The organism is Fulvitalea axinellae, from assembly GCF_036492835.1.
In the GTDB taxonomy this organism is placed as follows: Bacteria; Bacteroidota; Bacteroidia; order Cytophagales; family Cyclobacteriaceae; genus Fulvitalea; species Fulvitalea axinellae.
Genome location: NZ_AP025315.1, coordinates 284,569 through 306,941, shown reverse-complemented (window position 1 = coordinate 306,941; position 22,373 = coordinate 284,569). Strand labels below are relative to the sequence as shown.

16 protein-coding genes are annotated in these 22,373 nt (G+C 44.4%); 9 read left to right on the top strand and 7 right to left on the bottom strand.

The window, feature by feature from the left end:
• The first annotated feature begins 24 nt into the window (after positions 1-24).
• Positions 25-621 carry a helix-turn-helix domain-containing protein gene (locus AABK39_RS27790; protein ID WP_421825167.1) on the top strand — a complete coding sequence of 199 codons (597 nt, stop codon included), beginning with the start codon at positions 25-27 and terminating at the stop codon, positions 619-621.
• 209 nt (positions 622-830) lie between these two features.
• Here the strand turns inward: AABK39_RS27790 and AABK39_RS19995 are convergent, their stop codons facing one another.
• From AABK39_RS19995 to AABK39_RS19985, 3 genes are all read right to left on the bottom strand, one after another.
• Complete coding sequence (locus AABK39_RS19995) at positions 831-1,763, bottom strand: YeiH family protein (RefSeq protein ID WP_338394725.1); 933 nt, start codon at positions 1,761-1,763, stop codon at positions 831-833.
• Positions 1,764-1,842: 79 nt separating this feature from the next.
• Positions 1,843-2,730 carry a LysR substrate-binding domain-containing protein gene (locus tag AABK39_RS19990; protein ID WP_338394724.1) on the bottom strand — a complete coding sequence of 296 codons (888 nt, stop codon included), beginning with the start codon at positions 2,728-2,730 and terminating at the stop codon, positions 1,843-1,845.
• Positions 2,731-2,953: 223 nt separating this feature from the next.
• Positions 2,954-4,069 carry a 6-bladed beta-propeller gene (locus AABK39_RS19985; protein ID WP_338394723.1) on the bottom strand — a complete coding sequence of 372 codons (1,116 nt, stop codon included), beginning with the start codon at positions 4,067-4,069 and terminating at the stop codon, positions 2,954-2,956.
• A 654-nt stretch (positions 4,070-4,723) separates the two neighbouring features.
• Here AABK39_RS19985 and AABK39_RS19980 point away from each other — a divergent pair.
• The 4 genes from AABK39_RS19980 to AABK39_RS19965 all read left to right on the top strand — a co-directional run bounded on the left by AABK39_RS19980 (position 4,724) and on the right by AABK39_RS19965 (position 8,980).
• Entirely contained in the window at positions 4,724-4,969 is a 246-nt protein-coding gene (locus tag AABK39_RS19980; protein WP_338394722.1) for a hypothetical protein, read from the top strand.
• An 80-nt stretch (positions 4,970-5,049) separates the two neighbouring features.
• A complete protein-coding gene (locus AABK39_RS19975) occupies positions 5,050-5,625 on the top strand; it encodes a pentapeptide repeat-containing protein (protein ID WP_338394721.1) in 576 nt (191 codons plus the stop codon).
• A 94-nt stretch (positions 5,626-5,719) separates the two neighbouring features.
• Positions 5,720-8,143: a penicillin-binding protein 1C gene (gene pbpC / locus AABK39_RS19970; protein ID WP_338394720.1), complete on the top strand. Its 2,424-nt coding sequence runs from the start codon at positions 5,720-5,722 to the stop codon at positions 8,141-8,143.
• Between the two features lie 129 nt (positions 8,144-8,272).
• Positions 8,273-8,980: a CatA-like O-acetyltransferase gene (locus AABK39_RS19965; RefSeq protein ID WP_338394719.1), complete on the top strand. Its 708-nt coding sequence runs from the start codon at positions 8,273-8,275 to the stop codon at positions 8,978-8,980.
• Between the two features lie 87 nt (positions 8,981-9,067).
• Here AABK39_RS19965 and AABK39_RS19960 read toward each other — a convergent pair whose 3' ends face one another.
• The 4 genes from AABK39_RS19960 to AABK39_RS19945 all read right to left on the bottom strand — a co-directional run bounded on the left by AABK39_RS19960 (position 9,068) and on the right by AABK39_RS19945 (position 17,593).
• A complete protein-coding gene (locus AABK39_RS19960; RefSeq protein WP_338394718.1) occupies positions 9,068-9,880 on the bottom strand; it encodes a DUF4249 domain-containing protein in 813 nt (270 codons plus the stop codon).
• 5 nt (positions 9,881-9,885) lie between these two features.
• Positions 9,886-12,276, bottom strand: a complete 2,391-nt coding sequence (locus AABK39_RS19955) for a TonB-dependent receptor (protein ID WP_338394717.1) — start codon at positions 12,274-12,276, stop codon at positions 9,886-9,888.
• Positions 12,277-12,834: 558 nt separating this feature from the next.
• On the bottom strand, positions 12,835-16,110 hold the full coding sequence (locus AABK39_RS19950) for an amidohydrolase family protein (protein ID WP_338394716.1): 3,276 nt from the start codon (positions 16,108-16,110) through the stop codon (positions 12,835-12,837).
• Positions 16,111-16,216: 106 nt separating this feature from the next.
• Positions 16,217-17,593 (bottom strand): replication initiation protein, encoded by a 1,377-nt coding sequence (locus tag AABK39_RS19945; RefSeq protein WP_338394715.1) that lies wholly within the window; start codon positions 17,591-17,593, stop codon positions 16,217-16,219.
• 752 nt (positions 17,594-18,345) lie between these two features.
• On the opposite strand from AABK39_RS19945, the gene AABK39_RS19940 reads away from it, so the two are divergent.
• The 4 genes from AABK39_RS19940 to AABK39_RS19925 all read left to right on the top strand — a co-directional run bounded on the left by AABK39_RS19940 (position 18,346) and on the right by AABK39_RS19925 (position 22,221).
• Positions 18,346-19,287, top strand: a complete 942-nt coding sequence (locus AABK39_RS19940) for an AAA family ATPase (protein WP_338394714.1) — start codon at positions 18,346-18,348, stop codon at positions 19,285-19,287.
• On the top strand, positions 19,280-20,218 hold the full coding sequence (locus AABK39_RS19935; protein ID WP_338394713.1) for a ParB N-terminal domain-containing protein: 939 nt from the start codon (positions 19,280-19,282) through the stop codon (positions 20,216-20,218). Before AABK39_RS19940 ends, AABK39_RS19935 begins: the two co-directional genes overlap by 8 nt.
• 88 nt (positions 20,219-20,306) lie before the next feature.
• The gene (locus tag AABK39_RS19930; protein ID WP_338394712.1) at positions 20,307-21,512 is read left to right on the top strand and encodes a hypothetical protein; all 1,206 of its coding nucleotides are present in this window, start codon (positions 20,307-20,309) and stop codon (positions 21,510-21,512) included.
• A 160-nt stretch (positions 21,513-21,672) separates the two neighbouring features.
• Positions 21,673-22,221: a DUF6252 domain-containing protein gene (locus tag AABK39_RS19925; protein ID WP_338394711.1), complete on the top strand. Its 549-nt coding sequence runs from the start codon at positions 21,673-21,675 to the stop codon at positions 22,219-22,221.
• Positions 22,222-22,373 lie beyond the last annotated feature (152 nt).

Here is a 22,373-nt window from a genome sequence, read left to right as displayed (position 1 = left end):
TTTGCTCTAAAGAACACCTGAAGAATGAGACACCGAAAAATCCGCCAATACAAACGCCTCAGCGAAAGCGAACGTAGAGAAATAGCGAATATGAAATGCTACGGATTTTCCATTCGCGAAATCGCCGAGTTTATTGAGCGGTCACCGTCTACGGTTAGCCGGGAAATTCGGTGTAATTCTATCGGTGGGAATTATTGCGCTAATTTGGCTCACAGTCTTTATATGGCCCGCAAACGCTTGTATGCCATTTGTTTCAGAAGAAAACGCCGACATGTTTTTGGTTTTGGAGATCCGGACAGGATTCCACGCAACGAAATCGCATGGCTATCGGATCTTTCCCGCTATATGCGCTTCGGTAGAAAATTCTCACGCTTTCCGCAAAAAAAGAAATCACGATCTATTTACAGCCTCTGGAGCCTAAAGCCTTTTAATTTTGAAGATCTTCCTTATTTGATCTGGGTGCTTTCGCTTATAAATGAAAAAGAAAAGGTTCCGGACTTTATGCAAAAACACGTGGAAAAGTACAAGCCGGAAAAAACTTTTAATCCGCCAGTTCCAAGAAGCAAAAAACAAGAAGGGAAACAAGGATTTTTAATTATTCCTAGAAGGCTGGTGGCTTGATATGCCTAAAAATCAGCGGATTTTTCTAACTCACTAAAAATTCACTGCAAAAACATCATCAAAAGACAAAAAGCCCGGTTCCGTAACAATACGGCTGGGCTTTTTTTAAGTCGAAAGCTATTCCGAATTTTTTCCGATTGAATTTATCAGCATTTTTTTCTTCGAAAAACAGTGTTGCGCTAGCACACGTTCATTTTGTCATCAGAAAATTATCTGCACAAAAGAATTCCCACCAAAGATCCCGATCCAATTAACACCCAAAGCGCTATACCGAGCAAAAAACTCTTCGGACCGACCTCTTTTACAGCTTTTACCGAAATTCCCGCGCCGATCAGAAGTATAGCGCAAGCCATTCCTTTTTTTCCTATCCAATAAAGCGAGTCGTAAACCGCCCACCCTTGCGGAAACAACCATGCGAATACAATGGCGCCGGCGAACATCAAGATAAACCAAGGAATTTTCACGCCTTTTCCGTCCGAATTTCCTTTGCGGAAAAAAGCTAAGGCTCCCGTAAGCGGAATAATCCACAGCGCGCGCACAAGCTTCACGGCCGTAGCCACTTGCAAAGCTTCCGCTCCATATGTAGCGCCCGCTCCCACCACAGAACTTGTGTCGTGAATAGCGATGGCCGCCCAATTTCCAAACTCATGTTGGCTAAGCCCAAAAGCGTGGCCCAAAGGAGGAAACACAATCAAAGCCACGGCATTTAGGATAAAAACTACGGCCAAGGCGAAGGAAATCTGCGAATCTTTTGCTCCGGAAACCGGCGCAACGGCCGCAATCGCACTACCGCCGCAAATCGCAGTACCCGCACTAATTAAAAGCCCGATGGTTTTGTCAATTTTCAGGAATTTGGTCAAAAAATATCCGAGAAACATCACGGCCAAAACCGACACCAAAGTTTCGGCGAAGCCGGAAGTGGCCGCACCCAACACTTGGTTAAAATCCATCCCGAATCCCATCATTACGATGGCCGCTTGCAAAATAACGGAAACATTTTTGGCGAATTTTGGCCTCGGAATTCCCGTAAACGAAAGCCCCAGCCCTAAAGCAAGCGCCAAAAGCGGTGACATAAACGGCGCAAAACAAAGAGCAAGCGCAATTGTGTAGATAATTATCGAGTTTCTTTTTTTCGGCTCCATATCTTTCCCCTCTTTTGTTCGTCACAAAGTTACGGGGGGATCTGACGGGCCGCAAATACCGGATTGTTATGCCTGATAACTACAAGTTATGACCTTCCAGAAAGCGTGTAAAAATGCGAGGCACGTCCGGCAACGGTCCCATACGATACGCCGAGCGGAATTTTCTTGTGAGGCTAAGTTCCGGCAAACGAATTCTGACGAGCTGTTCCAGCAAAAGTTCTTTTTCGATAGCCTTCGCCGACACCAAAGCTACACCGTCAAAATCCGCCAAAAAATTCTTGATCGCTTCCGTGCTCCCCAAATGCAGTAGAATATTGAGTTTACTGAGTTTTACGCCCTTTTTTTGTAGCGCTTTTTTAAGTACCTGGAGCGTACCCGATCCTTTTTCCCTCAAAACCAGCGGTATTCTAGAAAAATCCTCCAATTTCAACTCACGAATATCAGCGTAAGCGCTTTTCACACCTGTTACGGTTACTATTTCATCGTCCAGAAAATCCTCGTAGCGCAAACCGGGCTCACTTGTTTCATTCTCTACCAACGCGATGTCGATTTCCCCCGCCAAAAGTTTTTCTTCCATTTCGCTGGAATTTCCCTGCAATAAAGTCAAATCAACCTGCGGATAACGCTTATGAAACGCCGCCAAAGCTTCGGGTATGACGTATTGAGAGATTGTGGAACTGGCGCCAAGGCGTAATTGCCCAAAAAAATCGCCGTTTAACCGGCCAAGCCCAAATTCCAGCTCACGATATCGCCAACGAATATCTTTTAGCCTTTCCACAGCCATTTTTCCTGCATCCGTCAAGCTGATTTTATTCCCGATCCGCTCAAAAAGCGCCACATTCCATCGGTTTTCAAGCTCTTTTACGTGTTTTGTAACGGCCGGCTGGCTGATACAAAGATCTTCAGCGGCTTTGGAAAAGCTCAAATTTTCGGCTACGGCCAAAAAAACTTCGTCGCGATAATCCATTTATAGTAATGTGTAAAGCGTATTGAGAAAATAGTCTGCGTAGTTTCTGTTCGTAAAACCAACAGGAACAAATCTGTGGCGTAACTGACACCTATTTTTCAACGAATCAGCCTCACTGACAATTTTAAGGGTAAAAAATTCAAAATAAAACAAAGCGGAGACTTTCCAAGGAAAGTTCCGCTTTGTAAAAAATCCGGACGAAAACGTCCTCTTTGCTTAACGCTTATCTCTTTAGGTTGCCTATCAATAAAATAGGGTTATCATCCTCATTTGTTTCCGCAACGAATTTTTCGAGGAATGAGCGTTGCTTCTTGCTCATCTTTTTATTCTCTTCTAACATCTTGGTCACATCATCAATCAACGTAACCGCCGGGATGTTTTTCACAAATTTCCCATTCTTAAAGCAGAAAAATGGATACAGGTCTGCATCACCGAAAAAGTCATTAAACAATTTGATTTTTTTTACGCTCAAATCACGTTTGTCCACCATATAAACGCCTAACGGTACCGTACTGAAACTGTTTTTTCCTACTTGCTTCGATGTCGAAACAGAAAAAAGAAAATGATGCGGCAGTTCCATATACGTGTGAATCATTGGTTTTTCCTTAAAAGTAAGTGTAAACACCGGTTTGAATCTGTTTTCATGAGGCAAATAATGGTAGAGAGAATCATTTCGAATAGGATGAAACCACCAAGCATGAAAATCTATAACTCCCGGAGTATTTCCAAACGAAAACAAGCTGTTACTGAAATATCCATGCGTTGTGGCCACATGCCCGGCACGCATAGCGTTTATTGAGTCGCCGGAAGTTGTAAATGTTTGTGCCATTACATTTTCCGGACGGAAAGCTATAGTCACCACTGAAACTTCATCGCCTTTGATATCAAAACTGCCCTTAACTGTTCCGTACTTCAACGGAATCGGATTCTTAAGTTTACCATCTTTTCCGTAACGCAAGAGTTCCTTTCTATTCCAAGGCAATAAAAAAACGTCTCCTGTTTCATCATCAATTTTATCAGCGGACAAAGTTGTGTACTCTCCCGGGCCTTTTCCTACCGCCCCAAATTCTTTGATGAATTTTCCTTTGCGATCAAAAAGTTTATACGTAGCCCTATTTTCCCTTGCACCAAGGTATTTTTTAGTTACGTTAAAACCGGGCCATTTCCCTAAATAAGATTCTTCAGTAGTTTCAAGTCGTACAAAATCGATTTTATCGACCAAATCACTTAGCGGAATGCGGACTTCCTCGTCCAAGTCTTTGATTTTTTCAAAATTACAAACAAATAGAGTGTCTCTCTTATCAATATTTACATAGACCGTGTCATTGCTCAATGCCAAAAGGTCTTTTGGTTTAGAATTGTCATTGCCACAAGCAAAAAGAAAAGTCAATAAGAATAGAAAAGAACAATTCCGTAACATAATCATGAGGTTTTATAGGATGAACAAAAATGGTGGGGGAACTTTTGTTCGGATATCCGTGACGTTCGGACGAACGGCCGAAACCCGAGGAAAATTTCCGAAATGAAATCGGAAATCAATCCGCATAAATCCAACCCAAAACTGTCGCGAAAAAACGCTCGTGAAAGAAACGCTTCAGCTTTGCGCCACCATTATGCGCTACCAAAAAGCTATTCAGGGAAGCAAAACGAGACAACCGCACAAAAAATCAACACCGGAAAAACTCAAGGCCAAAAAAATGGCTACAATAGAAAGATTTCCCTATCCCCTTTCTAAAACTAAACGACTTGAATTCGTAACTAATTACTTAATGATAAAAAACTTTCCTGTTTTGTCAAAAAAATTGATCGATTATATTTTTTAGTCAGAATTTTATCCCATAAAATAATTTTTTGTGGCAATTTGCTTTATCGCTTGCTTAAAAAAGGCGTTTAAGTTAGTTTCGGACGATTATGGACAAAAAATTACGTCGATAAAAAACCACTCCAACCAAACCCGACAAGAATAACCGCCAAGAACCATAAACCCTCTATTTTGGAACGAAAAACAATCTACCTAAGAGTGGTGATCCGCAAAAAAGGCAACGCTATTCCGCTGAGTGTGGAACAGATGCGAAAAGCGCCGTGCCTTGAGGTGATCACCCGAGAATACGAAGAAAAACTTTACGGTATAGAATGCAGGCCACAAAACGGCGTGGACGACGAGGCCATCGCAAACGTACACATTGAAGCTTTGCGTGAAAAGTACGAGATAGATAAGTGGGAAATCTTGAGAAAATAATTGTTTTGTAGCCATTTTATCCGTTTCCCATTTATTTAGGCCGTTTTTCGTAAGTATTTTTGCCGTAGAAATTATTAGCCATGGCGAATCATAACGAGAATATACTGATTGGAGAAACCGTCGAGAAAATCTCGGCTGACGGAGAGCTTTGTGGCGTTTACGAAGAATGCCGCTTCGTTTCCTGCGATTTTTCGGGAGCCAACTTTTCCGGTATCACTTTCCGCGACTGCGTTTTCGAAACTTGTGATTTAAGCAACGCAAATTTCTCGGGAGTGGCGTTACAAGATGTAGTTTTCAAGGAAAGCCGGCTTCTTGGCATCGATTTCACTGTTTGTCGTCCAATTCTGATCGAATTTTCTTTCGAACGTTCCATTTTATCCTACACCCGCTTCTCCGGAATGAATTTGAAAAATACACGCTTTACAGAATGCGTAATAGTCGGAGCGGATTTTACCGACGCAAAACTTGAGCGAGCTGATTTTAGCAAAACTAAACTGGAAGACAGCCTTTTTGACGGAGCGGATCTAAAAAAATCGGACTTTCGCGAAGCTTCAGGCTATAAAATCAATCCGTGGGTGAGCCAAATACGTGGCGCAAAATTTTCTTATCCGGAAGTACTATCGATGTTGGAGCCTTTCGGTATAGAAATTTCCTAACGGGAAAATCCAAATTGCTAATTCCGGAACATTTTTCACGAAATGGTTAAGCAGATACTTTTCCGGCAAAACTCTTTTTCGCAAAATTTCCCGAATGATAAATACTCCGCTAGAATTGTTAAAGAAGATTCCCCAACAGTTTTCCTCTGACGTCTTTCGACTTAAAAAAGTACGTATCCTGCTGGGTATAGGTGTTTTTTTCATCGTTTTCTTACTCATTCCCCTACCCGATCCGCTTTTTACGCCGTCATATTCCACAGTTTTGCTCTCGTCAAACGGAAATTTACTCGGTTCCTCTGTTGCGGCAGACGGGCAGTGGCGCTTTCCGCTCAGCGATTCGGTTCCGGAAAAATTCTCCGTTTGCCTTACGAATTTTGAGGATCAATATTTTCGCTATCACCCAGGAATAAACCTTTTGGCCGTATTACGAGCAACGAAGCAAAATATCGGCGCCGGAAAAATAGTGAGCGGCGCCAGTACTATAAGTATGCAGGTAATCCGGCTTTCCAGAAAAGGAAAATCGAGAACTTTTAGTGAGAAAATTCTTGAGATGATTCTTGCGCTGAAACTCGAATACAAATACAGTAAAGACGAAATTATGGCGCTTTACGCCTCTCATGCGCCGTTTGGCGGAAATGTCGTGGGGCTGGAGGCCGCGTCGAGAAGATATTTCGGCAGAGAAGCTAAAAAACTTTCTTGGGCGGAATCCGCAACGCTAGCGGTGTTACCGAATAGTCCGTCGATTATTTATCCAGGAAAAAATCAGCGACAGTTACGTGAAAAACGTGATCGATTACTGAAAAAACTTTGGAACCGGGGCGTTTTGGATTCGCTCGGTTGCGCCCTGGCTTGTAAAGAACCATTGCCTGGAAAACCGAAATCATTGCCGTCAATCGCTCCGCACCTTTTACAAAGAGCCAAAAACGAAGGTTTGGAAGGAACTTTCGTCAATTCTTCGATAAAAATCGCCCTGCAAAAAAGAATCAACGCCTTGGTGGCCCAACACCATGAGCGAATGTCCGGAAATGAGGTCCATAATGCCGGAGCTTTGGTGATCGAACTAAAAACGGGAAAAACTTTGGCTTACGTAGGCAATGCTCCCGTAAAGGGCAAAGATTCTGCGCACGGAGAATATGTGGATATTATTACATCGAAAAGAAGCACGGGAAGTTTGCTCAAGCCTTTTTTGTACGCGTTATCCGTCGACGAAGGGCTAATCGCCCCGAAAACACTTTTGCCCGACATTCCGATGTTTTTCCGAGGTTTCGCTCCGAAGAATTTTGACAGAAACTTTGATGGCGCCGTGCCGGCCGATCAGTCGCTTAGTCGTTCGCTGAATGTTCCGTTCGTTTACTTGCTCAAAAAATATTCGTACGAAAAATTCCATCTTCGATTAAAAGAGCTTGGAATGACTACACTCAACCAGCCCGCGAACCATTACGGACTCTCGCTGGTACTTGGCGGAGCCGAAACCACTCTTTGGGACATCACCGCCATGTATGCCGGCATGGGAAGAACGTTGAACGGTTTTTTCAAAAACCCCGAACCTACACGATACCGAAGTGGTGATTTTCGTCCAAATTCTTACCTAAAAGCCGTAAGTGACAAGAAAAATTCCGCTTTACATAACGGGAAAATTAGCGCAGGCGCAATTTGGCGGACTTTTAAGGCAATGAAAGAACTTCGCCGGCCGGACGAAGAAGGCCGATGGGAAATATTCGAATCGTCACAGCCCGTAGCGTGGAAAACTGGCACAAGTTTCGGTTTCCGAGACGCTTGGGCCGTAGGATTGACACCGGAATATGTAGTGGGCGTTTGGCTCGGCAACGCCGACGGCGAAGGGCGCCCGGGATTAACGGGCCTAAGAGCCGCCGCACCGCTACTTTTCGATATTTTTGACGCTTTGCCGAGAGCAAAAGGTTGGTTTCCGCAACCGATGAGCGATATGCCGTCGGCGGAAATGTGTCAGAAAAGTGGAATGAAAGCCGGACCAGATTGCCCTGAGAACGTAATTGTTCGTAACCCGGTAGCGACACGCAGAAGTCCGGCTTGCGCTTATCATAAACTGGTTCATCTTGACGAAAATGAGCTTCATCAAGTTAACAGCCGATGCTATGAGGTAGGAAAAATGAAACACAGACCCTGGTTTGTGCTTCCGCCCGTTCAGGCTTGGTATTATAAGAAAAAACACCGTAACTATTCCAGTCCCCCGCCCTTGCGCCCGGATTGCCGGGATTTGGAAGCGGAAAAAAATCGATTGGCGTTTATTTATCCCCGCAGGAAGGCCCGGATATATGTTCCCGTAGAACTTGACGGAACTCCGGGACAAACGGTATTCGAATCTGTTCACAGAGACAAATCGGCAACTATTTTTTGGCATCTTGACGGCGATTTTATTGGTAGAACCGAAGGCAAGCACGTAATGTCATTTCGGCCGTCACGGGGCGTTCACACGGTTACGATTACGGATAAGGAGGGAAATTCGCTTTCCAAGAGCTTCGAAATAATCAGTGATTGACGTAATTCAACAAATTTTATAGATTCCGCTTCGATATCAGAAAAAACGTGGAGTATTGCCGAAAGCCGATTATCTTTGGCCTCTGTTTGCGGTAAATGATCTGAGTAACCAAGAAATTTTCTGAGCGAAATGACTGAAAAAGAACAACACGAGAAATACGAGGGAAAGGAACTGAAAGAAGGAGATGTCAGCCAGTACGAACGTTGGGCGCTCGATTTTTTTCACCAAAAAGAATTCGTGCAGGAGCCTATATTGCAGATGACCTTGCAACTCGATATCACCGAGGCTTACCGTACATACTCGGAAAAATATAAAGACAATCCAGACGCTTCGTTTACGGCATATATCACTTGGTATCTAATCCAAACACAAGCTGCGCACCCTTATTTCCGTTACCGTAAAATTGACGGAACGTGGTACATTTTCGCAAACTTGCCAGTTTTTATGCCCGTTGCCATTGGAGGCGAGGCCAGATTCGGGCAAATCTTACTGGAAAACCCCGTCAAGATGACTCTCAACGAGTTTTTCGCAAGCTATCGGAAAGATATTGACAGAGCACTTTTAGGAGAAGTATTCGAGACTCTGGACGAATGGACTTGGGCCAACTCCCACTTTGTAGGTAACCTTCCGAACTTACAGTTCTCCGGTTTTCAGCTTCATACTCCGAAAGACAAATCAGGAAGACCATTTTTCTATTTTGGAAAAAGGTACACGCAGGAAGGCAAAACAATGATCCCGATGCTTTTGGCATTCGATCATTCCAACCTTGATCCATTCGTTATTTCGTCTTTTATGGAAGATTTCCAAAAAAGAATCGATACTGACGCAAACGCATAAAAGCAGAATAGAATCCCCAAAAACGAACGAAAAAAGCCGAAACCCCAAAATGGGGTTTCGGCTTTTTTATATTTCCAGAAAATCGTATTACTCCCTGTTTTCCGTATCGGTAACCGTTACGCTCTTTTCCGATACTGGATAAGTTGCGAAATATCCAAGAGCGTCAGTATCGAACTGTCCGTCCGGATTACCCGGTGCCAAGGGGTTACCGCCTCCGTAAATGTCTGAAATCGACTCGAAATATTCGTAAGTTTTCTCTTCGATTTGGTAAAGGTGTACTCGGAGTTTTTGCCCTTCAGCCAAATCTTCCCAAAAAGAGTATTCCGTATTTATTCCGTCGCTATACTTACCGCTTCGGATCATGATTCGGTCTTCCACCAGTTCTCCGTCGACCCATACAGCGAATTTGTAATAATTGATTGGCCCAGCCGGATCGAAATATTTCACCTTGACTTTCCAATTGTCGTCGTCGTCCCCCCTACGGTTGCTGTCTTCGTCAAATTCCATAGTGATTTTTTCTATCGGAATTCTTTGTAACATAGTGGCCGACGCCGTGTGCGTGACTCCTCCTTCTTCCACTTTCAACGTGTATTTCGAGCCTATTTGCCCAGTAAACCCATCGTGTCTGTATACTCCGTCCTGATCACTTTCAAAGGTCCAAGTCTGTCCACCCGAGCTAAGTGTTACCTTGGCATTTTTGATTAGTTCAGGTTTGCCGACATTCTCAAAATCCACTGTTTTTTTCACAGTAACGTAGCTCCCGTTCTCGATATCGGTCACCACTCCTTCAATCACAACTCTCGGATCCGAAGAATCGAGCTCCACATCGATAACCTTTTCGCATGATGCCAGAGCCAAAATCGATATTAGGCCCAGTATATATCTTTTAACACTAATCATCTCAATCAGAATTTAAAGTAATACGAAACAGAAGGGATAATGCTGAACAGCGCCAAACGCACAGCTTCGGTTTGGTTACGATCATCCTCGTTTTCGCGGAAAGTGATTGTATACGCATTTTCGCGCGCATAAGCGTTGTAAAGCGAGAAGTTCCAACCAGACTCCACTTTCTTCTTCACTTTCACTTTCTTTCCCGTTTCCCTATCCAGCGTGTATTTGTACTTTTTGTTTTCCAAAGTCAAGCCCAAATCCAAACGGTGGTAATCCGGCATTCGGTATCCGTTACGCTCAGTGTACAAGTTCACCCATTTTCCGTCTACCTGATATTTTCCGCTCGGGAAAGTCACCGCGTTGCCTGTATAGAAAACCCAGTTACCCGACAGTTTGACCCTTTCGCTTAGCTTGTAAACGGCCGTAATGGAAATGTCATGAGTTCGGTCCTGTTTGGCGGGAAACCAATCATTATTGTTAAGTTCGTCAAACTTGCGCTCGGAACGCGAGAGCGTATAAGAAAGCCAACCGGTAAGTTTTCCTGTCTTTTTCTTAAGGTGAAGTTCCAGGCCGTATGCACGCCCGTCGCCGTAAAGCAAATCCGCCTCTACGTTTTCATTAAGAATAACATCTGCTCCGACTTTGTAATCAAGAACATTCTGGATGTCTTTATAATACACTTCGGCGGAGAACTCGTATTGGTTTTCGTTAAAATTCCGGAAATACCCCACGGCCCATTGATCTCCAATTTCTGGTTCAATATTATTACTGCTAGGCATCCAATAATCCATCGGTGTACCGGAAGATGAAGCCGAAAGCAAGTGCAGGTATTGGTAAACCCTGTTGTAAGAAAACTTGAAAGAGCTTCGCCCATCCAGCAAATACGTCAAATTCAAACGTGGCTCAAGGCCGTAATAGTCCTCAGCAACTTCGTTTTTGTCGTAAGTTTCAGTCGATATTATGTCGCCCTTATCATTGTAGGTGTGGAAATCTCCAGGGCCCAAGGCCAGAAATCCAGAAAAACGAAGGCCATATTCCGCACGGAATTTCGGAGAAATTTTATGGTCGGCGCTTGCGTAAGCGGCGTATTCGAAAGCGTGTCTCTTCGGAACGGAGAAGTCGCTTACGGCAGCCTCATCGTCAGCGGACATTTCGCCTGGCGAAACGGTGTGCCTAATAGCGTTCAAACCGAATTTGTACGAGATATTTTCGCTCCTATAATATTCGAATTGTTGCTTAAGGTTCCAGTTCTCGATATTTGAATCAAGACCTCGTTTGGCAGCTCCGTTGTCAGAAATTTCGAAACCAAAACGATACTTGCTGTAAATGAGAGACGTGTTGGAAAACCAGCTACTGTTCAGGATATGGTTCCAGCGAACCGTACCCGTAGCGTTGCCCCAATCGATCCCGAAATCATCGGTTCCCATTTTGTCTTTTCCGAAATACCCCGAGACGAACAGCCTGTTATTGTCGTTCAGGCTATAATTCGCCTTCATATTCAAATCATAAAAATAAAGCGACGAATTATTCAGGTCCTCGTCAGACGAAAATGCCAGAAACATGTCGGCGTAAGTCCTACGACCTGAAATGATGAACGATCCCTTATCCTTCACGATAGGTCCCTCAGCGGTGAGTCTGGACGCTATAAGGCCTATTCCACCAGAAACACCGAAGTTTTTGGAGTCGCCTTCTTTCATCTTAATATCCATCACGGAAGAAACCCGTCCACCAAAAGCGGGCGGAATCCCAGCTTTGTAAAGATCGACGCTTCTAATGGCGTCGGAATTGAACACCGAGAAAAAGCCCATCATATGCGAAGCGTTGTAAACGGGCGCCTCGTCAAGCAAAAGTAAGTTTTGGCCGGCGTCTCCGCCCCGGACATAGAAACCGCTACCACCCTCGCCCGCAGACTGCACACCAGGCATAAGCTGGATGGTTTTCATGATATCGCGCTCCCCGAAAAGGACCGGAACATCCTCAATTTCTTTGGGACTGAGTTTCACGACACTCATTTCATTGGCAGTCACATTGGCGTCTTCAGCCTCGGCGCTCACTACTATCACGTCCAACTCTTGAGCATTTTCCGCTAGCTCAATGTTGATTTTCTGTTCGCCAGACCCGTCAATTTCCCTCATTATCGGATCATACCCCACAAAGCCGTATATAAGCGTATACTTGCCCGCCGGAAGGCTCAGGGAATAAAAACCGTAAGCGTTTGAGACGGCACCCTTTCCCGGCATTTCTTTGATCGCCACTGTCGCCCCCACTAGGTCTTCTCCGTTAGCCTTGTCCTTGATCGTTCCGCTAATCTTCAACCCTCCTTGTCCAAAAACAGGAGGCGGAACCACCAGGCAAAATAACAAGCCTGTCAGCGTACACAGATTTCGAAAAATTCTTCTAGTCATTATCAATCTCAGTTTTCAAGTTTTTCCAATTCGATTAATGAGTTAACTCACATTTTTTTACCTCAAAATATCTTTAACCAACATTAGCATGATACTTAGGACAAGTAAATCCCCCACTCTACTAAGAATAAATTTTTAAAGTAATAATTCTAAAGAGATGAACAATTTGAAAATCTGATGTCGCATGTCTTAAAAGAAGGCTGGGCAAATCTATACTATGGAAATTCACCGTTTGTATTACTTTAGATCTACGGCTCAATCCTAGTTTAAACGCAACTCATTCTAGTGCAAATGGTAACATTTCCCTTAATACTCCCCACATTTTCACAACAGCATATTCAAAGTGCAAAAAAATCAATTTTAGATTAACGATAAAAAAACATCAACAAACATGATGATTCCTTCAGCAAAACGTCAAAAACTTCCTACAAAACGCTTTATTGAGAAACTAACGACCTAAACGATCTCAAAACCCCATTTTGGGGTTTTGATAACAAAAAACGCCCGGATGCTACACCCGGGCGTTTTTCTTATCCTAAAAAATAAAAGTTCGTAAACCTAATGTCTACCACAACCGCAATTGCTCGGCATAAAGCTGTTGGTCTCCGAATGCCATTCAAAACCTCGATTATATTTTTGGCCTTCCCAATAGAAGCTTCCTCTCTTTTTGTCGTAGTTTCCGATTTCGTTCATTGTCTCGCAATCGTACAGCCTGCCGTTTACCATGGTGTATCTTACGGATTCGCTATTACGGATATCATCGAGAGGGTTCTTGTCCATGATAATCAAATCCGCCAATTTCCCTACTTCCAAAGACCCGATCTCGCTATCCATTCCAAGATACACCGCACCGTTGAGCGTAGCAGACCTGATCGCCTCCAGCGGAGTCATTCCGCCTTGTTCAAGCATCCAAAGCTCCCAATGCGCCCCAAGGCCCTGAAGCTGTCCGTGCGCCCCGAGGTTTACCCGAACGCCCGCATCCGACAGTGCTTTGCAGGACTTTGAGGTAAGAATATGGCCATTCTCATATTCCTCTTCAGGTACAAGCGTCACTCTGCGCGAGCGGGAATCGACCATTCCTCTCGGCATAAACTTCAGTAGACGCTCTTTTCCCCAAACGTCCGTGTGCTGGTACCAATAATACTCACCCGAATTTCCACCGTAATTCACGATCAAAGTCGGCGTATAAGCCGTTCCGACTTCACTCCAAAGCTGAATAACGTCATCGAAGAGAGGGGCGATCGGGAGGTTATGCTCAATACCCGTATGTCCGTCGATCACTTGCGAAATGTTGGCGAAAAATGTTGAGCCACCTTCCGGGTAAACGTTGATTCCCAATTCGCGTGAAGCCTGCAAAACCTGTTGGCGCTGATCCCGGCGCGGTTGGTTGTAGCTCTTTACGGAAAACGCTCCCAAGGCTTTTGTCCTATAAACGGCCGAACGGGCGTCGTCAAGGTTGTTGATTACGGCCTTGAAGTCGCCGTCGGCTCCGTAGAGGATTGTTCCTGTAGAGAAAATCCTCGGGCCCACCATTGTTCCGGTTTTGACCATCTCGGATTGGCTGAAAACCATTTCCGAATTTGACGACGGATCATGGGTTGTCGTAACACCGTAGGCCAAATTCGCGAAATAACTCCATTGCTGTTGCGGGCTCATTCCATACCTGAAAGTTCCGAGGTGAGCGTGGGAGTCAACGATTCCGGGCATTATCGTTTTTCCCGAACAATCGATCACTTTGGCATCCGACGGCATTTTGGTTGCCGAAGCTTCACCTACCGCAACGATCTTGTTTCCATCTACCACCAAAATGCCGTTTTCGATCACTTTGTCGCCGTCCATAGTGATGATCCGGGCATTTGTGAAAGCCATTTTCCCTTCGGGAATATCCGCCTTGAGAGTTAACCCAACATTTTGGCCCTTCTTTTCGGGCTTAAATTCCTTGAGTTTTTCAGTTCCGAAGGCTTCCAGCCTATCTTTGGCATTTACCGTAAAATACTCTCCTCCAAGCGTCCAATGCAGATTTTCACCCTTAGCGGACCAATGGAGGCTGGTTCCGGCATCTTCGGCAACCTGTACCACGGGGAATTTCCCACCGCCGTGCGACAGATCAGTTCCTTTGCCCGTTTTTGGGAAAGGAGCCAGGTAAACTTTATGGAGTTCGGAGAAAGCCACCTTTTTGCCGTCGGGACTTACGGCAAATTGGTTCGCGTACTTTGATGTGAAGTGGGTTCGCTTGTCTTTTCCGTCCAGACCGATACTGTGAAAACCTTTCTTCAAAGAGCCGAAAAGGTAACCGCCTGTCATATAGTAAATTCGCTCACCTGAATTGTCAAAGGCGGGATATTCGCCCTCCTCGCATATCTGGAACGATTCTCCGCCATTGGCATCGATATAGTAGAGGCCCGGATTTTTGGTGAAATTAAAACCCATATGATCGTTGCCCCTGTCTTTTCGATATGCAACCTTTTTGCCGTCGGGGGAGAAGGTTGGGGTTCTGTAAAAGCCTTTTTCGGAAGTGATCTTTGCAGGTTTTGAATTTTTATCCGTCAAATCCAGTTTTCTGATCTCTCCTAGCTTTTCATCGTCCCAAGAAACGTAAACAAGCCATTTGCCATCGGCAGAAAAGTTCGGTTCAAACTCGAATTCCGTATCATCGGTCAAGCGAACCGGTTTGCCGTTTGGCAATTTTTTCTTCCAGATATGGCCCACAGCGTTGAATACGAGCCATTTTCCGTCAGGAGAAGTCTTTGCCTGGCGAATCATCTTCGAGTCGAACTTCTCGGCCAATACGGCATTTTGGTTCTTTACGGTGGACATCACCTTTTTCCGGACATCCACATTGAACGGAATCGGAGTTGCTTTACCTGTTTCGGTATCGATCTTAACGATTTTCCCTTTTGACCAAATAATCACGTTTTGGTTGTCCGGCATCCAGTCGAAACAGGTATAAACGCCGAAGATGGCCCAGGCTTCCTGCTGGTCTTTGCTCAGACCGTCGTAAACGGGGTATTCTTCGCCTGTTTTCAGGTCATGGACAAACAACACCGATTTGGTGCGAACTCGTCTCACAAAGGCTATTTTGCGTCCGTCGGGCGATATCTGCGGACGAACGGCTCCGCCGGGACCCGAAATAATATTACGGACTTTGCCCGTCTCAGTATTCACCCTGCGGATTACGTAGATACGGCCGTTGGGATCCTTATTATACTCAAAGGTGGATCCTCCGCTCATATCCTCGCTGAAGTACACGTATTTGCCGTCTGGCGACACGGCAGGCTCTCCGGCGTCCTGCTGGTCGTTTTTGCGTTTGGTGAGCTGTACGCCCGATCCGCCCTTAATATGATAAAGCCACAGCTCGCCCGCGCCCAACGAACGTCCGCTCGTAAAGTGCTTTCTGGCAACAAGATATTGGCCGTCTGGCATCCATTCGGCGTTGTTGAGCAACCTGAAATTCTCTTTGGTAACTTGCCTTGCGTCGGAGCCGTCGGAGTTCATAATCCAGACGTTATCACCGCCACCGGCATCGGAAGTGAAACTAATATGCCGTCCGTCAGGGCTAAACCTTGGCTGTACGTCCATTGACATTCCGCCTTTGAGCAAGCGGGCCTTTCCGCCTGCAACCGAAATGACGTAGATGTCGCCGAGCATATCAAACACAACCTTTTTGCCGTCGGGGCTTACGTCGAGGTTCATCCACGTGCCCTCGTCGGTCTTTATTCTGATTTCTTTGGATTCGCCGGGCGGGTTCTCCACATCCCAGCCCTTTTCTTTGTCTTGGGCTACGCCCGATAGCGCCAGCGATAGCGCTAGGGGCCATAAGAGCAGTTTTTTCATCGGTTTGATTGTATTAGGGTTTGACGCCCGGAGCGGATTCTCCGGGCGAATAAAAGTCAATGGGGGAGTGGTTCGGTTTATTCCGAACTAAAATGCCGTAAAAAGATCAGTCGTCGTTCCAGTCAAACTTATGCACAAGCTCGGCGTAACCTTGTACCGACAGTTTGACGCGCTCTTCTTCCGTTCCTTGCTTTTCTATCAACCAAGTAGCGAAATGCCTCTTGGCTATATCGTCAGGACGACCTCGCTCAATCGTACGGCCTTGTTTACGCTCAAATTCGGTCTCGGCCATCTCCATCATAAAGCAATACTCCGCCTTATCCTCATCAGAAGCATTGTTATAGTATCTCGCCTTGATCTCGCTATTATATTTGTCGAACTCCTGACTGATTTTCTCTTTTAGCTTGGCTCTCTGACGCTTTGTGTCGGCTTCCTGCCTTCTTCTGGCCTTTTGTAAAGCCTTTTCCTTCTTCATCTTGAAACCGCCTTCGAAATAGCCGTCTTTCAACGCCTTGATCAAATACCCCATAGGGTTCGATATCTCTCCGCGGTCTCCAATAGTCTTTACGCAATACATCACGTAATCCTCGCCAAACGTCTCAAACAGCCTGTTAAGGGCCTGCTTGTTACACCATGCGGGCAGTTTTTCCTCAGATTCGGGAATGATCTCCTCAACCACATCAAAATCGATAGAAATAGTCTTCGGTTCGGGTTCGGAAACGGAAATTGGGTCAGGCGATAACATTTTTACGTCATCTTGGTTGCCGTTAACCGGAATGAACTCAGCGTTGGCCTCATTCTTCCTTATGTGGAAAGTGATTTCGGCTACCCGGCGTCCCTGTTTATGCTCCTCATATTCGATATACAAATCCGAATTCTCATTGATCTCACGTTGCGCCACGTCGATCACTTTCTTTCGGAACATACTGTGGTTCTTGTATTTACCTTGGATATATAACAACTCCCTAAGACGAGCAACATCTATTTTCCTCTTTTTTATCCGCGGATAATACTGCTTCATCAATTCATAAATACGGAGTGAGTGCGCGCTTCTGAAGTCGAAAACGTTGCGTAACAGATAGCTGGTGTAGTTATCTCGAAGGCTCAGGAAAAAAGGCCTCATCTCTGTCGAGAACTTCACGGTGATATAAGGCACTCCACGCTCTCCTTCGGCCACAGAGATGAAAGAGAATGATTTCCACTTATTTCCCCGCTCAATGTCTATAGAGCTTCTGGTAAGCCCTCTGGCGGCTTCCCTAACCTGTTTATATGCGCTTGTACCAATGTTCTCGCCCGGCTTCTTGCCCAGAATCTCCCGTATAGGTATCCTCATCTCATGGAAGTCCTTATGCTCGTTTGTAATCCTGGAGCTCATCAAAAGGATAATCCTATGCTGGGTCAGCGTAAAACCGCTACGCGAGTTTACAAGGTCATTGCTTTTAACAATTTTGTAATCGTTATTCTTGAACAGCGAATCGCCCATTTCAAAAGTTAACTTAAATAACGTAAAACGAAACTAAACCAAAATGCCGTAATACCGGCGACCTACATCTAAAAGCATCCTTTTTGCCGTAGGATAAACTATCACGTTCAAAAAATACGGCATTTAAGTTTCAATACAAAGGTATTCTGGCCTATTTCTACGGCATTTTAATGATATTAGAGTCAAATGAAACCGAAACAACGGTATTTTTGTTTCCTTTTGTGATAATTGGATTTATAAATTTATATTCTCACTTATTAAAACAATAACAATATCGTTTTTACGGCATTTTAGTTTTATTAAAAAAAGGTTTGACAGCATTAATACGGCATTTTGGTTTCACTTACGGCATAAAGATTAGTTTTACACGGCATTTTGGTTTTGTTTAACGGCATAAAGATTAGTTTTACACGGCATTTTGGTTTTGTTTAACGGCATAAGAATTGCCGTAAACGGCATTTTAGTTAACTTCAACACGCATATTCCCTTGGTTAACAAGGAGTTACGAGGACTGAAAACATTTAAAACATTTAAAACAAAATAAAACATCAATATTTAAAAAGGACTGATTTGCTGTTGTTTGATTTTTTGATTCTTCATTAACTAAAACCAAAAGACTTATTTGTTTGTCAATATTAAAAATAAGACAAAAAAATTTGTCAACTAAAATTCAAACCGATACATTTGGAGAACGGTAAGGCGAAAAGCCCGAAATACCGAAATGAAACTTTTTTACCGTAACTCCAATCCCGATGAATATAACGAATGAAAAGGTTAAGGCCTTTTTGAGAAAAAACAAGGCGCTTTCTCTTAAGAGCCTTGAATTGGAAAGTGGCCTTTCGCAAGGTTTGCTAACCAAGGTCCTTAACGGAGAAAGGTCATTGAATGATCAGCATTTGGAAAAAATCCGGCCCGTAATGCTGAAATACGGTTATGTGTCGGCGCCTAGCGACTGTAAAGTAATCAGTGTCGTAAACCAAAAAGGCGGCGTAGGAAAAACGACTACAGTTGCGAATCTTGGCTCGGCACTTACAAGAAAGGGGTTTAGCGTACTCGTAATAGATCTTGACGCTCAGGCGAACCTTACGGCTCATTTCGGTTATCACGATGTTGATGAGAACATATACACGGCCCTGAAAGGCTTGACCGACTGGCCGATTCTGAAAACAGAAGAAGGACCGGACCTTGTGCCGTCTGATATTGACCTTTCGTCGGGAGAAAAAGAGTTTAATGATTTGTCCTCAAATTTCCTTCTGAAGAAGTTCGTGGAGCCGATCCGTGAGAATTACGATTATATCCTGATCGATTGTGGCCCTTCTTTGGGCTCCTTGATGACCAACGCTCTTATATCGTCTGATAGGGTAATGATTACTATTCAGCCTGAGGCTTTTTCTATAAAAGGGCTCAACGCCTTGATCAGTACAATTGACAGTGTCCGCGACGAGGTGAATCAGAACCTGCGCATCGAGGGGATTCTGTTTACGATGTACGACGGTCGCTTGTCGTTGCATAAACAAAATATTGACGCAATCCGTCAGGATTTGGGTTATCTGGGCGTATACGACAGAGCTATTCGTCTGAATGTTGCGCTGAAAGAGGCCGCTCAAGCGGGAATGGATATCTTCGCTTATGATCATAAATCATCGGGAGCGGAAGATTATTTGGAACTTGCAAACGAAGTGTCGAATGGCTAAGAAAAAAATCGCTCCGTTAACTGTGGGTAGTGCCCGCAAACCTATGGTTACTCAGAAGCTCACCGAGCAGGCCTTGGCCGAGCAGGAGAAGATAAAGCAAAGCATCAGGGTACACGAGGAACTCAGGACGTATATTCCGCCTTTGGCCGAGCCGGAGCTGAGAAAGCTTGAGGAAAATATCCTGAAAGACGGTATCGTCAAGGAGCCGTTGATGCTTTGGAAAAAGGACGATAAGACTTATTACATTGTCGATGGGCATAATAGGTATTCGATAATCCAGCGCCACGCTGGAAAAAACCTTAATTACAAGGTCATAGTCAGGAACGACCTTGCAGATATGGCTGACGTTAAGCGCGAGATGCTTAATATTCAGTTTGGAAGAAGAAACCTTTCGAAAAATCAGATCTCGTACCTGAGAGGACTCCGATATCTTGATGAAAAGCAGGAGCACGGAGGTAAAAAGACAAAACCCCAAAATGGGGTTTCGGTTGGAAATACCGCTCAGCGCCTTGCCGAAGAGTTCCATGTCGGAAAAAATACGATAGAACGTGACGGGCATTTCGCATCGGGTGTGCGTAAGTTGCCGGCCGATGAGGCGAGGGTACTGCTTTCCGGCGAGAGTGATTTATTGAAACGTGACATTGAGTTTTTGGGCAAAAATGATGTGAACGTTAGCTCTTGGTTGGAAACGGTTAGAAAAGAACGTTCCAAGGAAGAGGAGCCAGTAGTTCAAGTAACGCCCCCTAAAGAGGCGAAACCTAAGAGTTCCACTACAAAAAAAGATCGTTTCACAACTTGGTTAGGCGGTTATTCTAAAGAAATCGATATCGTTATTAAAAAAGGAACCGCTGAAGAGAAACGCTCAAAAGCTGAAGAAATCGAAACTAGAATAGGTGAGTTGAAAGAGTTACTCCAAAAACTTTCAGAATAAGAGAGGAGCTACGGTTCTGAGTTTCCGGAAACCCTTCGTGTCTTTTATTGTTTGGTAACCGAATAAGGTTTAATCAGACGTGAAAGATATGAAGGGTTTTCGTTTGTTTTCGGGATTGGGTTTGGTTATCGCATTGGCGGTTGTTTTTGTGGCGGGAGGTTGTAACGAAACTGATGACGAGATCAGGAGTAAAATAGAAATGTCGATTCCTTCTGACGCTCCCATGAGCGCTTATCCCGGAGAACGGGTCAATTTCGAGATTGGAACAGATCAAGGTTTATTTATCGGGAAGTTCAGGATTTATTTGGACGATCAGCTTCTGAACGAGGTCACGATGCCCGATTCGATTGCAATGACCAGTTTCGATTATACGCCGAATGAAACACAGGCAGGGGATACGCTTGATTTTAGACTTGAGGTAACCTTGCGTTTTGATTCGGCACGGATGGTGTCAGCGCATTATCCTTTGTACGTTAAGTCTGTTCCGGAAAGCCTTCTGCTTCCTGGTGATATTCCGGATCAATCCAGTCCGTGCAAGTCTGTTGTTTTCGAGGTGATAGCTCCCGATATGTTCCCTTTGGATTCGTTGAAAACGTATTTGGATGACCATGTGGTAGACGTTTCCATACCGGATAGTGAGGGACGAGTGTTTTTCCATTTCACACCTTATAGTACTCATGTTGGAAAAACTCTCCAATTTGAAATTGAGGGGATCAATAATGGAGTTCAAAAACACCTTACTGCTGACTATGAATTGGAGGTGGTCCCGATGCCCAGTGAATTTGCTGGAGATACTGTATGGTCCGTGTCAAGTAAGTTGGACGGAATAGCCCAAAGTCTAATCAGAGTGAGAAATGGTAGGTTGCACGGTGACAGAGGTTCGCCGGAGCCTTACCCATATAGCGTCAATGATTTCCATATGGTTTTGTATACCAGCGGTAGGGTTCGGATGGCTTCGCCAAGGGAAACAAGTTCTCAGCCACGGAGTGTGAGATATTATCTGAATTCAGGAAACACTAGAAATACGGGCTTCTCCCGTCTGAATATATCGGCATCAGAGTTTACGTCAATAGAGACGGCCGAAGACCTGAAGTGCATTCTAACGCAACATTCTCCAAGTTTTTCATCAGCGGGCGTGACCAGTTCTTCGTCTCTGCGATATACCGGACACGATTTGATATTGGCTTATAAAAGTCAGTCAGGGCAAGTGGGAGTAATAAGGGTCTCCGATTACCGAAACAAAGCATATTCGGCCGAAGCTTTTGTGGAAATCAAGGTGTTGGCAAACAAGTAAGGGCTTTAGATCAAGTCAATCGATAATGGTGCTGACTGTTCAAAATTCAGAATTACTTAGCTATTAATTTCAAAAGTGTGAGTAAAACGTGTGATTGGCTCAAACCAATGACGAAAGCAAAGGGTTTATGTGGCAGTTATATCTTTAGGTAGGTTGTGAAATGATCAAAAAAGACATGGGACTATTTCTACATAAACTAGGTGAGCGTGTTTCGAACTTTAAAATGCATACGCTGTGGGTGTGTTTGATGGTGTTTGGCAGTTGTATTCTAAGTTCGTGTGAAGACGCCATATTTTCTCTGAAAGACTTAGACAATACAAGTCTCGGTGTAGACGCTAAGTTGAATGGAGATTCATGGTCAGCAAGAAGGCCATCCGCAATATATGAGGGCGGAGTCCTGAGAATAACAGCTACTGGAAGTGCGGATGACGTTCTGAAAATCTCGATTACGGCTTTGCAAGAAGGGGGGGAGTATTCGTTTGGAGTAGGTGAGGATAACTTCGCTAGTTATGTATCGGGAAGCCTGTCTTATAATTCAACAAGTTCATCGGAAGCAAGCGGAACACTTATCATTACAAAAGTTGATAGTGAAAGAAAGGTTGTAGCGGGATCGTTCAGTTTAAAATTAGCGAACCAGATTGACTCCTCGGATCATGTGGAATTCAAATTAGGGATGTTTGGAGGCATAAATTACGTTGTGCCAAACTAAAGATGAAGCTAATTATATTTAGGAAGCCTATCCACTCATTGTGTGGATAGGCTTCTTGTTTTCATTCTGGAGTACCGATCATAGTAATTAAGAGTTAAGTTTTTTTGAGAAAGTTAGGCGGTCACTATGATCTATAATGCAGGGTATTTGTA